Source organism: Curtobacterium sp. PvP017, assembly GCF_054060195.1.
This window is the reverse complement of record NZ_JBSSCY010000005.1, coordinates 62559-75928: the sequence shown is the minus strand read 5'-3', so window position 1 is coordinate 75928 and position 13370 is coordinate 62559. Positions and strand designations below refer to the sequence as shown.

The window sequence follows — 13370 nt, the reverse complement described above, 5'->3', positions numbered from 1 at the left end:
GGTGCCCTACTTCACGGCGATCTGTGCGACGACCGGGCTGCCGGCGACCGCGGGGAGCTTCGTGACCTTGTCGCTCGTGACGTACGAGTACTTGTCGAAGAAGGTCGGGACGACGGGGAAGTCCTCGAGCACGGCCTCCTGCGTCTTCGTGTAGTACTCGTTCGCCTCGTCCTGCGACCCGGCCGAGTCGGCCTTCGCGAGCAGGGCGTCCACGGTGTCGGACTGGTAGTACCCGGTGCAGGGTGCGCAGCCGCCGGCCGTGGTGAACAGGGCGCGGAGGGTGTTCTGCTGGCTGATGTACAGCGCGCCCCAGTGGCCGAAGTGCGGGCCGGCGACCTTCTTGTCCGTCAGCTCGGAGTAGTACGAGGCCCAGTCGGTGGTGGCCTTCGCGACGGTGTCGACGCCGAGGTTCTGCCGGATCTGGTTGGCGTACGCCTCGTAGAGCGAGTCGAGGCCGCTGCCGCCGGGGTAGACGAGCGTGATCGTGCCGTCGAAGCCGCCGGACTTCGCGAGGAGCTTCTTCGCCGCGGCGGGGTCGAACTCGCACGCCTCGCCGCAGATGCCCTCTTCCGTGCCGGACATCGACGGCGGCGTGAGCGCGGTGGCGGGTTCGTACAGGCCGCCGTAGATGGCGGTGTTCACCTCGTCGCGGTCGATCGACATCGAGATCGCGCGTCGGACGTCGGGGTCGGAGTACCGGTCGTCCCAGAGCGGGAACCCGAGGTAGTCGATGCCGGGGGCGTCGAAGGAGTGCAGGCGGTCGCCGAAGTCGGCCTCCGCGCTGGTCATCTTGTCGGTCGGCAGGAACAGCACGTCGGCGTTGCCCGCGAGGACGTCGGTGTAGGCGGTGTTCATGTCGGAGTAGCTCCGGAACGTGACGTCCTTCGTGACCGGCTTCGTGCCCTCGTAGTCCTTCCACGCGGTGACGGTGAACTCCTTGTCCGCCTTCCACGCCGACTGCATCTCGTAGGGGCCGTTGCCGATCGGCTTCTTGTCGTACGCCTTGAGATCGTCGTACGCGGCCGACGGCATCGGGTAGAACGCCGTCTGGGCCTGGCTGAGCTGCAGCGGGAACTGGCTGTCCGCGTGGGTGAGCGTCACCGTGAAGGTGTCCTTGCCGGTGACCTTCAGCCCCGACATCTCCTTCGTCTTCGGGGTGCCCTTCGCCGGGTTGAGGTCCGTGTAGCCGACGATCGCGGCGAGCTGGCCGCTGTTCTCCCACGCGTTGGGTCCGTAGGCGACGTGGTTCCACGCCGTCACGTAGCTCTCCGGGGTGACGGCCTCGCCGTTCTGGAACGTCCAGCCGTCCCGGAGCGTGATGGTCCACGTGGTGGCGTCGTCGCTCTCGACGCTCTTCGCGGCGACGTCGTGGAGCTCGCCCTTCGCATCGGTCTGCGTCAGCGGCGCGAACAGGCTCTGCACCTGGTCGAACGCGACGGTCTGCCGTCCGGGCGTGAGGTGGTCGGGCTCGCCGGTGGCGTACACCAGGCTGGATCCGCCGTCGGAGTCGGCCGTGCCGCTCGCCGAACAGCCGGTCACCACGAGTGCCAGCGTGGCCGCCGTGGCCAGCGTGGCGATGGTCCTGCGTCGCATGGGGTCTCCTCCGGGTCGTCGTTGATGAGTGAAGCTAGGCCCGCAGCAGTACCCGGCACAATGCTTCTTTCAATGAACTCTGAAACTTTTACCGTGCTGAAACACTCGCGAAACGACAGGTGTCGCGCTCGGCCGGGGCCGTGTGCCACGCTCGGACCATGCGGCACACACCCCACTTCCTGATGACGGACGTCGACGAGGTCAAGCGCCTGGTCACGGGCAACCCGTGGGCCACGATCGTGTCGCACACCGACGCCGGGATCGTCGCGTCGCACTACCCGTTCCTGCTCGAGGCACCCGGCCCGGACGACGACCCCGACGAGATCGTGCTCGTCTCGCACGTCGGCCGTCCGGACGAGGTCGCGCACGAACTCGGCCGGCACGAGGTCCTGGTCGTGGTGCAGGGTCCGCACGGGTACGTCTCCCCCGCCTGGTACCCGCCGGAACAGTTCGTGCCCACCTGGAACCACGTCACCGCACACCTGTGGGGCACGCCGGAGCTGCTGTCCGACGACGAGAACTTCCGCGTGCTCGGCGAACTCGTCGACCACTTCGAGCGCGTCATGCCCGAGCCGGTGTCCCTCGAGATCGACGAGGAGACCGCGCGCCGGATGGCGAAGGGCACCGTGGGCATCCGCATCCGGATCACCCGGTTCGACGCCCGCGCGAAGCTCTCGCAGAACAAGGCGCCCGAGGTCGTCGACCGCATCATCGCGGGGCTGCGCGGCGACGGACCCTACGCGTCGCCGGCGCTCGCCGACGAGATGGAACGAGCGCACGCTGCGCGCGCTGACGATCGGGAGGAACGGTGACGGAGATCCTGCTCAGGACCGTCCGCAGGGTGGGCACCTCCGGGGCCCCTGCCGACGTCCGCATCGCCGACGGCCGGGTCGCCGAGATCGCGCCGGCCGGCACGCTCGACCCCGCAGGCCCCGACACCGAGGTCGTCGAGACCGCCGGCGCGTGGCTCGGCCCCGGCCTCCGCGACCACCACACGCACTTCGACCAGTGGGCGCTGGTGCGCCGCCGCGTCGACGTCTCCGGCTGCGACTCCGCGGAGTCGACCGCCGACCTCCTCGCAGCGGTCGCGCGGACCGGGGCGCCGGACCGCGTGCTGATCGGACACGGCTACCGCGACGGGTTGTGGCCGACCCCCGCACGACGCGAGCTGCTCGATCAGGCCGCACCGGGCCTCCCGACCGTCGTCATCAGCGGTGACCTGCACGCGGTCTGGTGCAACGCCCTCGCGCTCGCCCACTTCTCCGCACTCGTCGGCCGCTCGCTCGAGGCGGGTGACGACGGGGTCCTGCGCGAGCAGGACGCCTTCGACGTGACCGGTGCACTCTCGCAGGTGCCGGACGACCTGCTCGACGGGTACGTCGCCGACGCGGCGGAGGCCGCTGCCGCCCGCGGTGTGACGGGCGTCGTCGACCTCGAGATGCGCTTCGGCCTCGACCGCTGGGCGCGCCGGATCCACGCCGGCACCGACGCGCTGCGGGTGGCGTCGGGCGTCTACCCGGCGGAACTCGATGCCGCGATCGACCGCGGGCTCCGCACCGGCGACGTCGTCGATAGGACCCGCGGCCTGCTGACGATGGGGCCGTTCAAGGTCGTCACCGACGGGTCCCTCGGCACCCGGACCGCGGCCATGACCGACGGGTCCGGCGTGCTCGCGTGGGAGTTCGACGACCTCGTGGCCATCACCCGCCGGGCCGTCGACGCCGGACTCGTCCCCGCGATCCACGCGATCGGCGACCGGGCGAACACCCTCGCGCTCGACGTCTTCGAGGCCGTCGGCGCCCGCGGCACCATCGAGCACGCGCAGCTCCTCGTCGACACCGACGTCGACCGGTTCGCCAGGCTCGGGGTGGCCGCCTCGGTGCAGCCCGAGCACGCCATGGACGACCGCGACATCGCCGACCGGCACTGGGCGGGCCGCACCGACCGCGCCTTCGCGTTCGCGTCGCTCGCCCGAGCCGGAGCCCGACTGCTGCTCGGGTCGGACGCCCCGGTGGCGCCCCTCGACCCGTGGGTGTCGATGGCCGCGGCCGTCGGGCGCGACCGCGACGGCCGCGACCCGTGGCACCCCGCCGAACGGCTCTCGGCGCTCGCCGCGTGGCAGGGGTCGACGGACGGTCGGGTCAGCGTGGTCGTCGGCGACGTCGCGGACCTCGTGCTCGTCGGGTCGGACCCGCTCACGGCGTCGTCGTCCGCGTTGCGTTCGATGCGGGTGCTCGCGACCGCGATCGCCGGGCGGTTCACGTACTGCGAACTCTGAAGGCGCGCTACTTCTGGTCCTTCGGGCACCAGTAGAGCTTCCGGCCGGCCATGTCGGCCATCCGGATCTCGGTGCCGCAGACCCGGCAGGGCTCGCCCTGCCGGTGGTAGACCCAGTGGCGGTCCTTGCGCGAGCGCAGGGCCTTCTTGTGGTCGGCCTCGGACAGGTCGTCCATCGTCATCATCAGGCCGTCACGGACGCCGTCGTGCAGCAGCTTCGACCAGTCCGCCCAGAGCGCCTTCGCCTGCTTGACAGTGATCTTCTTGCCCGGCTTGTACGGGTCGATGCGCTGCCGGAACAGCAGTTCGGCACGGTAGATGTTGCCGATGCCGGCCACGACCGACTGGTCCATGAGCAGCTGCCCGATGGCGACGTTCCGCTTCCGGACGTTGTCGACGAACACCTTCTCGGCCTCGGGGCCGTCGTCGTTCATCGGGTCGGGGCCGAGCTTGTCGAGGGCGCGCTGCACCTCGGCCGGCGTCTCCACGACGCACGCGGTCGGGCCGCGCAGGTCGGCGACGGTGTCCTCGGTCAGGATCCGGACGCGCACCTGGCCGACGGGGTCCGGTGGGAAGGACTCGATCGGGTCCTCCGCCTTCTCCTGCTCGGCCATCCGGTACCGGGCCAGCCGCGGTGCGCCGATCGAGCTGAGCGACTCTTCGCGGTCGTCGTCGTCCGACAGCGCCTCGGCGGTGGAGATCACCCCCGCGAAGTCCCACGCGCCGTAGAGGCCGAGGTGGACGCGGAGGAACAGGTCGCCCTCGAACTCGAGGAACATCTGCTTCGCCACCGCCCGGGCAGCGATCATCCGCTTGCCGTCGAGCTGCGCGGCTCCGGCGGCGAACCGCCCCTGCGGACTGGACACCTCGCAGCGCTTGCCGACGAAGTGCCGGGTGAACTGGTTGGCGATTCGGTGGACGGAGTGACCCTCGGGCATGGGACCTGTCTACTCGGCCGAGCCGTCGATCTGCTTGCCGGCGATGTGCCCCGTCTGCTCGTACTCGGCGAGCTGCGCGATGCGGCGGGCGTGACGCTCCTCACCCGAGAACGGCTCGGCGATGAACAGGTCGACGAAGCGGATCGCTTCGTCCTCGGTGTGCTGGCGGGCACCGATCGAGATGACGTTGGCGTCGTTGTGCTGACGCGCGAGGAGCGCGGTCGACTCGTTCCAGACGAGCGCTGCGCGGACGCCCTCGACCTTGTTCGCGGCGATCTGCTCGCCGTTGCCGGAGCCGCCGAACACGACGCCGAGCGCCTGGACACCGGCGCGCTGGTCCTGCACCACGGCGTGCGCGGCGTTGATGCAGAACGAGGGGTAGTCGTCGAGCGCGTCGTACTCGGTCGGTCCGTGGTCCACGACCTCGTGCCCGGCTTCCGTCAGGTGCGTCGCGAGGGTCTGGTTGAACTCGAGGCCGGCGTGGTCCGTTCCGAGGTGGATGCGCATGGAACCGATCCTATTCCTGCGGCTACTGCCCCCGGACCACCACGACGACGTACCGGGTGGGCCCGTCGCCCGGGTTCCGGTAGACCACGTCGGCGGGGTCGCCGAACTCGATCCGGTCGCCCGCGGCGAGCCGCGTCGACTCGCCGCCGACGACGAGCTCGAGCACGCCGTCGACCACCCAGATGCAGTGGCGCAGGAACGCGTAGGCGGACGCCGGGTAGGCCACTTCGCGGCCGGCCGGGAGGCGCACCTCGGTGACGTCAGCGGGGAAGGTCGCGCTCGAGACCGGACGGCGGCGGTACCCGGTGTCGGGATCGGTCCAGGACTCGGCGGTCACGCCGCGTTGGATGCCGCGTGCGTCGTCGGGATCGGTCGCCCTGGGCACCTCGTGCTCGAGGGCCTCGTCGAGGAGCTGCGAGATCGTCATGCCGAAGGCGCCGGAGAGCCGCCCGAGGATCGTCGCGGTGGGGCTGGAGACCCCGCGCTCGACGCGGTTGATCATGGCGCGGGAGACGCCGGACTCCTCGGCGAGCTCGGTGAGGCTCCACTTCCGTTCGGTCCGGAGGCGCTGGAGTCGCTCGCCGAGGGCCCGTTCCGCGAGACCCGGCTCGTCGTCTACGATGTGAGACATGACGACAGCATATGCGACGAACGGAGTCGTGGTCCGCGACTGCACCCCGGCCGACCTCGACGTCGTGCACGCCCTGCACGTCGACGCCGTGCTGCACTCCACCGCCATCTGGCAGGAGGAGCCGCACCCGCGCGCGTACTTCGACACCTGGCTGTCCGAACGGCAGGGCGACGGGTACCCCGTGCTCGTCGCCGAGGTCGACGGCACCGTGGCCGGGTACGCCACGTACTCGCAGTGGCGGCCGCACCACGGGTACCGCCTGACCGTCGAGCACAGCGTCTACGTGGTCGAGTCGTTCCGCGGCCGAGGCATCGCCTCGACCCTGATGCGGTCGCTCGTCGAGCGGGCGACCGCCGAGGGCCGGCACGTCATGATGGCGGGGATCTGCAGCACGAACACCGGATCGATCGCCCTGCACACCAAGCTCGGGTTCAGCACGGTCGCGGTCGTGCCCGAGGTCGGACGCAAGTTCGACCGCTGGCTGGACCTGACGCTCATGCGCCTGCCCCTCGCCTGACGGGACGGACGTGGCGGTGGCGAGCCGCGCCTCCCGTCAGTCGGTGGTGTCGAAGATCGGACCGACGGTGCGCGAGCGCTTGAGCTCGAAGAAGCCGGGGTACTTCGCCACGGCGACGACGCCGTCCCACAGGTCGAGCGCTTCCTGCCCCTTGGGTGCCGGGGAGATGACCGGTCCGAAGAACGCGGTGCCGGCGACCGCGATGACGGGCGTGCCGACGTCCTGTCCGACCCGGTCGATGCCGTCCTGGTGGCTCGCGCGCACGGCGGCGTCGACCTCGTCCGTCCAGGCGTACTCGAGCAGGTCGGCGTCGAGACCGAGCTCGGCGAGCACGGCGGGGACGACCTGGTCGGGGTCCTGCTCCTGGCGGTGGTGGACGTGCTCGCCGAGGGCGTCGTAGAGCGGCTTGACGACGTCCTGGCCGAGCCGGAGCCGCGCCGCCGTGACGATGCGCGGGTACAGCTGTCCCTTGTGGATGCGCTCGCGGTACTCCTCAGGGATGTCCTGGTCCTCGTTGAGGACGAACAGGCTCATCACCTTCCACGTCACGTCGAGGTCGCGGTGCTCGGCGACCTCGCCCACCCAGCGGCTCGTCATCCAGGCCCAGGGGCAGTTCGGGTCGAACCAGAACTCCACGGTGGTTCGTTCGGTCGTGTCTCCGGTCGGGTGTTCCGTCGTCTTGTCCTCAGTCGTCTCGCTCACGCTCCGAGCGTACGCGGCGTCGCTAGGCTGGAACCCATCGTCCCGCCGGTGCACGACGCCGTGCCGGGACTCCCCTCGCGGACACGATCGTCCGCGTCCCCAGCGAAGATGGAGCGTTGCGTGCCCGGAGAGAACCTCACCAGAACCGAAGCCCAGGAACGTGCCGGCATCGTCAGCGTGCAGACGTACGACGTCGAGCTCGACCTGACCCGCGGCGCCGAGACCTTCGGCAGCACCACCCGCGTGCGCTTCACCGCGACCGCCGGTGCGTCCACGTTCATCGACGCGATCACGAAGACCGTGCACTCCGTCACCCTGAACGGCACCGCGCTCGACGTCGCCGCGGTGAACGACGGTGTCCGCATCCAGCTCGACGACCTGCAGGAGCAGAACGAGCTCGTGGTCGTCAGCGACGCGCTGTACACGAACACGGGCGAGGGCCTGCACCGCTTCGTCGACCCGGTGGACGACGAGGTGTACCTGTACTCCCAGTTCGAGGTCCCCGACTCGCGCCGCATGTTCGCGGTGTTCGAGCAGCCTGACCTCAAGGCACAGTTCTCCTTCACCGTGACGGCGCCGTCACGGTGGCAGGTCGTGTCGAACTCCCCGACGCCCGAGCCCCACGTCGACGGCGACGTCGCGACCTGGGCCTTCCCGCCCACCGCCACCATCTCGAGCTACATCACCGCGCTCATCGCCGGCCCGTACGAGGTCGTCCGCGACGAACTGACGAGCAGCGACGGCCGCACCATCCCGCTCGGCGTCTTCGCGCGCAAGTCGCTGGCCGAGTACCTCGACCCCGAGTACGTGTTCGAGACCACGAAGAAGGGCTTCGCCTACTACGAGGAGAAGTTCGACGTCCCGTACCCGTTCGAGAAGTACGACCAGCTCTTCGTGCCGGAGTTCAACGCCGGCGCGATGGAGAACGCGGGCGCCGTCACGTTCACGGAGACCTACGTCTTCCGCTCGAAGGTGACCGACGCCATCAAGGAGCGCCGGGTCGTCACGATCCTGCACGAGCTCGCGCACATGTGGTTCGGCGACCTCGTCACGATGAAGTGGTGGAACGACCTCTGGCTGAACGAGTCGTTCGCCGAGTGGGCGTCCACGATCGCCACCGCCGAGGCCACCGAGTGGACCGAGGCCTGGACCACGTTCCAGGCGATGGAGAAGTCCTGGGCCTACCGCCAGGACCAGCTCCCCTCGACGCACCCGATCGTCGCGACGATCAACGACCTCGAGGACGTCCAGGTCAACTTCGACGGCATCACCTACGCCAAGGGCGGCTCCGTCCTGAAGCAGCTCGTGGCGTGGGTCGGCATCGACGCGTTCTTCGCCGGTGTCTCCGCCTACTTCAAGAAGCACCACCACTCGAACACCGAACTCCGTGACCTGCTCGTCGAGCTCGAGGCCACCAGCGGCCGCGACCTGTCCGGGTGGTCGAAGCTCTGGCTCGAGACCGCGGGCGTCAACACGCTCCGCCCGGAGATCGAGGTCGACGAGTCCGGCGCGATCACCTCGTTCGCCGTCCTGCAGGAAGCGCCGGCCGACCACCCCACGCTCCGCCCGCACCGCCTCGCCATCGGCGTCTACGCGTTCGGGACGGACGACTCCGCGCCGTTCGGTGCCGACACCGCGTCGTCCGGCGGCAAGCTCGAGCGGGTGCACCGCGTCGAGATCGACGTCGACGGCGCACGCACCGAGGTCCCCGAGCTCGTCGGTGTGCAGCGCGGCGACCTCGTGCTCCTCAACGACGACGACCTGGCCTACGCCAAGATCCGTCTCGACGAGCAGTCCCGCACGACGGCGATCGAGCACCTCGCGGCCATCGCGAACCCGCTCGCCCGTTCGATCGTCTGGGGTGCGATGTGGGATGCCACGCGCGACGCCGAGTCGCCCGCCAGCGACTACGTCCGGCTCGCGCTCGGCAACATCGCGACCGAGTCCGAGTCGACGACCATCCGCACGACCCTGTCGCAGCTGCTCCTGACGACGCGCAACTACGTGGCGCCGTCGAAGGTCGACGCCACGGTCCGCACGGTGGGCGACACCCTCTGGCAGCTCGCGGCCTCGGCCGAGGCCGGTTCGGACGCGCAGTTCCAGTTCGTGAAGTTCTTCGCGCAGATCGCATCGACGCCCGAGCACGTCGCCACCCTGCAGGGGCTGCGCGACGGGTCGGTCACGCTGCAGGGCCTCGAGATCGACACCGACCTGCGCTGGGAGCTGCTCGAGGGCCTCGTGCTCGCCGGTGCCGCCTCCGACGCCGAGGTCGACGCCGAACTCGCGGCGGACAAGACCGCGTCGGGTGAGCAGGCCGCGGCCCGCGCCCGTGCGACGATCCCCACCGCCGAGGGCAAGCTCGCGGCCTTCGCGTCGCTCGTCGACTCGTCCGAGCTGCCGAACGCGATCGTGCGGCAGACCACGGTCGGGTTCCAGCACGTGAACAGCCCCGTCGTGCTCGAAGGCCTCGTGCCGAAGTACTTCGAGGTGCTCACGCGCATCTGGGCCGAGCGCAGCTACCACATGGCCGACACGATCGTCTCGGGCCTGTACCCGGCGCCGCTCGCGTCCGCCGAGCTCCGCGACGCCGCGCACGCGTGGCTCGAGGCGCACCCGGAGACCCCGGCGCTGCGGCGCATCGTCTCCGAGAGCGTCGCGGGCACGGAGCGTGCGCTCCGGGTGCAGGCGGCGGACGCCTGAGCGTCGAGCTCTGATCGGCGGGGTCTTGGCGTTCCTCATGGAACGCCGAGGCCCCGCCCTCTAGCATCGTCCGGATCATGAGCCTCGCTGCAACCACCGATGAGACCACGAAGGCCGTCTCGAACGCCTTCACCGACTTCGTGACCACCTGGCACGACGCGATCGTCATCGTGATCACGATCCTCGTCGCCGTCGTCCTCCGGCTGATCCTGCGCCGAGTGATCCGTCAGGTCGTCGACCGCGTCGTCTCCGGCGTCAAGAAGCGGCAGGGAGCGACCGACACGCAGGCGCTCATCGCGTCGCCGGTGCAGACCGCACGCGTCGTGCAGCGCACCCGCACACTCGGGAGCGTCCTGCAGAACCTGGCCACGGTCATCGTCGTGGTCATCGCCCTCGTCGTGATCATCCCGCTCCTGGTTCCGAACGCCGCAGTCGGCATCGTCGGTGGCGCCTCGCTCGTCGCCGCGGGCCTCGCCGTCGGCGCGCAGTCGATCGTCAAGGACCTGCTGTCCGGCATCTTCATGATCCTCGAGGACCAGGCCGGCGTCGGGGACGTCGTCGACACCGGACAGGCCACGGGCGTGGTCGAGAACGTCGGGCTGCGCGTCATGCAGGTGCGTGACGTCAACGGCATCCTGTGGTTCGTGCCGAACGGCCAGATCCTGCGCGTCGGCAACCTGTCACAGGGCTGGTCGCGGGTCCTCGTCGACATCACGGTCCCCTACGACACCGACATCGACGCCGTGCAGGACGCCCTGCTCGCGGCCGCCGTCACCATGTCGCAGGAGCCCCGCTGGCGCCAGCGCATCGTCGAGAAGCCCGAGATCTGGGGGCTGCAGTCGATCTCCGAGGACGGCATGGTCTTCCGGCTCGTCGTGAAGACCCGCGCGTCCGAGCTCGACGTCGTCGGACGCGAACTCCGCGCCCGCCTCAAGCACGCCGTCGACGACCTCGGCGTCACCCTTCCCGCCATGGCGATGATCATGCCCGAGGGCTGGGAGAACGCGACCTCGATCAACGGGCTGCGATCCGTCCAGACCCGGCCCACCCCGGCACCGACCAAGCCGCGCCGCACCAAGCGCAACGTGCTCGGGCAGCCGATCCGCACCGACGACCACCACGACGGTGGGAAGGACCCCCAGTGACCGATACCACTCCCCCGAGCAACGGCCCCGGCAAGTCCGGTGGGGCTGGCGGCCTCGGCATGCCCGGCGGGGCTGGCGGCCTCGGCGTGCCCGGCGGGGCTGCCGGCCTCGGCGTGCCCGGCGGGGCTGCCGGCCTCGGCGTGCCCGGCGTCCCGGCGCAACCGATCACGCTGCGGGTCGGCGAGCACGGGGCCTCGGCCACCGGCTCGCTGTACGAGCGGATCGGCGGAGCTCCCACCTTCGACCGGCTCGTCCGGCGCTTCTACGAGGGTGTGCAGCACGACGAGGTCATCTGGCCGATGTACCCGGCCGACGACCTCGAGGGCGCGATCTGGCGCCTGTCGGCCTTCCTGCAGCAGTACTGGGGCGGTCCGGGCACCTACAGCGAACAGCGCGGACACCCCCGGCTGCGCATGCGGCACAACCCGTTCCGCATCACGTCCGAGGCCCGCGAGCGGTGGTTGCACCACATGCGCGAGGCCGTCGAGTCACTCGAACTCGCGCCCCTGGACGAGGCCGAGCTCTGGGCGTACCTCGACCGCGCCGCGCACGCCATGACGAACACCTTCGACTGACCCCTGCCGTCGGCGCCTGGGTCCCGACTGCCCGCAGGTCCTGACTGCCTGCAGGTCCTGACTGCCCTTCAGGTTCCAAAATCTGCACATCTCGGCGGCCTCTCGCGCCGATCGTGGAACCTCGGCGAACGGTGCGCGGCGTGTTGTGGAACCTCGGCGGCGCTGAAGCCGTCGTCGAGGGCCGCTGGTCGTCCTCAGCGCACGTACGAGCCGGTGGCGAGGTCCTCGACGAGGGACGGGTGCGTCGGGTTCCAGCCGTACGCGGAGCGGGCATGTGCACCGGAAGCCTCCTGGTGCAGGAGCAGGGCATCGGCGAACGCCGTGCCGAGTCGCTCACGCGAGGCATCGACGCTCTCGGCCACGACGTCAGACCCGTGGGCCCCAGCCTCGGCGAGCTCCCGCACCGTGGGGTTGTCCCCGGTGGCGGCGACGATGTAGCCGTCCTGCTCGGCCCGCTCCAGCGCGAGGACGTAGAGCTCGCCGAGGTCGTCGACGTGCACCGTGGTCCAGCGCTGCGAGCCGTCGCCGACCAGGGTGACCGGCTGCGTGCCGTCGCTGACGAACATCGCGGGGATCCCCGCACCGTGCCCGTACACGATGCCCGGGGCGACGATCGTGGTCCGCGCGTCGCTCGCCCGAACGGCTGCCTCGTTCGCCGTGCGCCACGACGTCAGCTCGGGCGGGTCGATCGGCGACTGCTCGGAGATGTCCGTCGAGTTGCCAAAGGTGAAGATGCCGCCCGTGTGCACGAACGGCTTCGGGGTGCCGGAGTACGCGCGGAGGACCGTCGCCACGAAGTCGGGGTCGACATCGGGAGCGGACGCGGTGTGGACGACCCCGTCGGTCTCGTGCAGCAGCCGTTCGACGACCTCGGTGTCGGTGACGTCCTCGACGAGCGCGTGCCCGCCGGCATCACGGACGCGCTTCGCCTTCTCGTCGGAGCGCACGATGGCGGTCACCTGGTGCCCGTGGGCGACGAGGGCGCGGAGGACGGAGGAACCGATGTAGCCGGACGCGCCGGTGAGGAAGACGTGCATGCCGCCAGCCAACCACCCGGGCAGGACGCGACGCTCGCTACGGGTTCAGGGTCCAGGCGCGGCGCTTGACGAGGACGTGCCCGCGCGACGTCGTCAGACGGCTCCACGGACCCGTCTCGAACAGTCGGACGGGGTCGTGACCGAGGAAGCCGAGGCTCTCCCCCGCGAAGCCTGCACCAGCGGGCAGGTGCTCGATGCCCGGCACCGGACGGCCCCAGACCTCGGAGCGCACCTTGCGGATGATCGCCTCGCCCGCGTTGGTCGGGACGGCGTCGGCGACCTCGGCGATGCCGTCGCGGGTGGCGCGGCGCAGCAGCTCCGGCGAGATGTCCGGCAGCGGCACCCACCCACCACGAGGCGGTGAGATCGCTGCCCAGGTCACGGTGTGGACCTCGTGCGGGAGCTCGACCTCGATCGGGGTGGCCCGCGTCGGGTCGGCACCGTCGGCGTGCTCGGCGTCCTGTTCCTCGGCGAGGAGTCGCAGCCGCTCGAGCAGCGACTGCAGCGGCACCACGGCATCGATCGTCGCGGGCTCGGTGAGCGAGAACGTCCGGAGTCCGAGGACCGTCGGCAGCTCGTCGAGGAGCCCGAGGGGGTAGAGGATCGCCGTGTAGACCGCGAGGACGCCGGAGTCGGCGATGAACCGGACCGAGCCGTCCTCGATCCGAGCGGCACGTCCGAGGTACGTGCGGAGGTCCCCGAGGGAGGCGGCGTCGGGAAGCGTGAACGAGGTGCCCATGTCGCACCG

At 70.4% G+C, this 13370-nt stretch carries 13 protein-coding genes; 6 read left to right on the top strand and 7 right to left on the bottom strand.

What is annotated here, in order from left to right; genetic code table 11:
- Positions 1–6 precede the first annotated feature (6 nt).
- A complete protein-coding gene (locus ACVKXF_RS11370) occupies positions 7–1593 on the bottom strand; it encodes a peptide ABC transporter substrate-binding protein (protein ID WP_260233107.1) in 1587 nt (528 codons plus the stop codon).
- A gap of 158 nt (positions 1594–1751) precedes the next feature.
- Between ACVKXF_RS11370 and ACVKXF_RS11365 the strand changes: the two genes are divergently transcribed.
- Positions 1752–2405, top strand: a complete 654-nt coding sequence (locus ACVKXF_RS11365) for an FMN-binding negative transcriptional regulator (protein WP_456795770.1) — start codon at positions 1752–1754, stop codon at positions 2403–2405.
- 29 nt (positions 2406–2434) lie between these two features.
- Positions 2435–3871, top strand: a complete 1437-nt coding sequence (locus tag ACVKXF_RS11360) for an amidohydrolase (protein ID WP_456795769.1) — start codon at positions 2435–2437, stop codon at positions 3869–3871.
- Positions 3872–3878: 7 nt separating this feature from the next.
- On the opposite strand, the gene ACVKXF_RS11355 is transcribed toward ACVKXF_RS11360, so the two are convergent.
- From ACVKXF_RS11355 to ACVKXF_RS11345, 3 genes are read right to left on the bottom strand one after another with little or no spacing between them, the layout of a single operon-like run.
- The gene (locus ACVKXF_RS11355; RefSeq protein ID WP_123313440.1) at positions 3879–4808 is read right to left on the bottom strand and encodes an Fpg/Nei family DNA glycosylase; all 930 of its coding nucleotides are present in this window, start codon (positions 4806–4808) and stop codon (positions 3879–3881) included.
- A gap of 9 nt (positions 4809–4817) precedes the next feature.
- Complete coding sequence (locus tag ACVKXF_RS11350) at positions 4818–5315, bottom strand: ribose-5-phosphate isomerase (protein WP_123293994.1); 498 nt, start codon at positions 5313–5315, stop codon at positions 4818–4820.
- A gap of 22 nt (positions 5316–5337) precedes the next feature.
- Complete coding sequence (locus tag ACVKXF_RS11345) at positions 5338–5946, bottom strand: helix-turn-helix domain-containing protein (RefSeq protein ID WP_456795768.1); 609 nt, start codon at positions 5944–5946, stop codon at positions 5338–5340.
- Between ACVKXF_RS11345 and ACVKXF_RS11340 the strand changes: the two genes are divergently transcribed.
- Complete coding sequence (locus tag ACVKXF_RS11340; RefSeq protein WP_456795767.1) at positions 5945–6463, top strand: N-acetyltransferase family protein; 519 nt, start codon at positions 5945–5947, stop codon at positions 6461–6463. The two genes, ACVKXF_RS11345 and ACVKXF_RS11340, sit on opposite strands and share 2 nt — an antisense overlap.
- A gap of 36 nt (positions 6464–6499) precedes the next feature.
- Here the strand turns inward: ACVKXF_RS11340 and ACVKXF_RS11335 are convergent, their stop codons facing one another.
- On the bottom strand, positions 6500–7060 hold the full coding sequence (locus ACVKXF_RS11335; protein ID WP_396291104.1) for a mycothiol-dependent nitroreductase Rv2466c family protein: 561 nt from the start codon (positions 7058–7060) through the stop codon (positions 6500–6502).
- A 225-nt stretch (positions 7061–7285) separates the two neighbouring features.
- Here ACVKXF_RS11335 and pepN point away from each other — a divergent pair, with 225 nt between their 5' ends.
- The 3 genes from pepN (at position 7286) to ACVKXF_RS11320 (ending at position 11585) form a co-directional block, all read left to right on the top strand.
- Positions 7286–9865, top strand: coding sequence for an aminopeptidase N (pepN, locus tag ACVKXF_RS11330; protein ID WP_396290575.1), 2580 nt, complete (start codon positions 7286–7288; stop codon positions 9863–9865).
- A 77-nt stretch (positions 9866–9942) separates the two neighbouring features.
- Positions 9943–11010: a mechanosensitive ion channel family protein gene (locus tag ACVKXF_RS11325; RefSeq protein ID WP_396290573.1), complete on the top strand. Its 1068-nt coding sequence runs from the start codon at positions 9943–9945 to the stop codon at positions 11008–11010.
- A gap of 59 nt (positions 11011–11069) precedes the next feature.
- Positions 11070–11585 (top strand): globin, encoded by a 516-nt coding sequence (locus ACVKXF_RS11320; RefSeq protein WP_456795887.1) that lies wholly within the window; start codon positions 11070–11072, stop codon positions 11583–11585.
- A gap of 194 nt (positions 11586–11779) precedes the next feature.
- Here the strand turns inward: ACVKXF_RS11320 and ACVKXF_RS11315 are convergent, their stop codons facing one another.
- Positions 11780–12622: an NAD-dependent epimerase/dehydratase family protein gene (locus ACVKXF_RS11315; protein WP_456795766.1), complete on the bottom strand. Its 843-nt coding sequence runs from the start codon at positions 12620–12622 to the stop codon at positions 11780–11782.
- Positions 12623–12659: 37 nt separating this feature from the next.
- Positions 12660–13361 (bottom strand): hypothetical protein, encoded by a 702-nt coding sequence (locus ACVKXF_RS11310; RefSeq protein ID WP_123313433.1) that lies wholly within the window; start codon positions 13359–13361, stop codon positions 12660–12662.
- Between the last annotated feature and the right edge of the window lie 9 nt (positions 13362–13370).